Source organism: Bacillus siamensis KCTC 13613 (assembly GCF_000262045.1).
GTDB lineage: Bacteria > Bacillota > Bacilli > Bacillales > Bacillaceae > Bacillus > Bacillus siamensis.
Genome location: NZ_AJVF01000007.1, coordinates 1 through 267, shown reverse-complemented (window position 1 = coordinate 267; position 267 = coordinate 1). Strand labels below are relative to the sequence as shown.

Annotated in this window: 1 protein-coding gene; it reads right to left on the bottom strand. The window is 59.2% G+C overall.

Translation table 11 applies throughout. The annotated features are described in order from the left end of the window. Positions 1 to 267: AMP-binding protein (locus Y79_RS01000000119855; RefSeq protein WP_032864731.1), on the bottom strand; the 267-nt coding region annotated here is incomplete at both ends.

Sequence of the window (267 nt, the reverse complement as noted above, 5' to 3'; positions counted from 1 at the left end):
AAGTCCGCGGCCTGCCACGCACAATTCACCGGCAATGCCTTCCGGCTGCACCTGATCGCCGTCGCCGAGAATATACGCTCTCGTATTGGCAATCGCCCGTCCGATTGAAAGCGATCCTTCCTCCGGATTGATGACGCCGCTTGTCGCGACGACAGTGTTCTCCGTCGGGCCGTAGTTGTTGACGATCGTGTACGGCTGCTTCACCGCCCGCTTCAGCTTGTCGCCTCCGACGAGAAGCATGCGGAGAGAGGTATTTTCCAGCTCCAT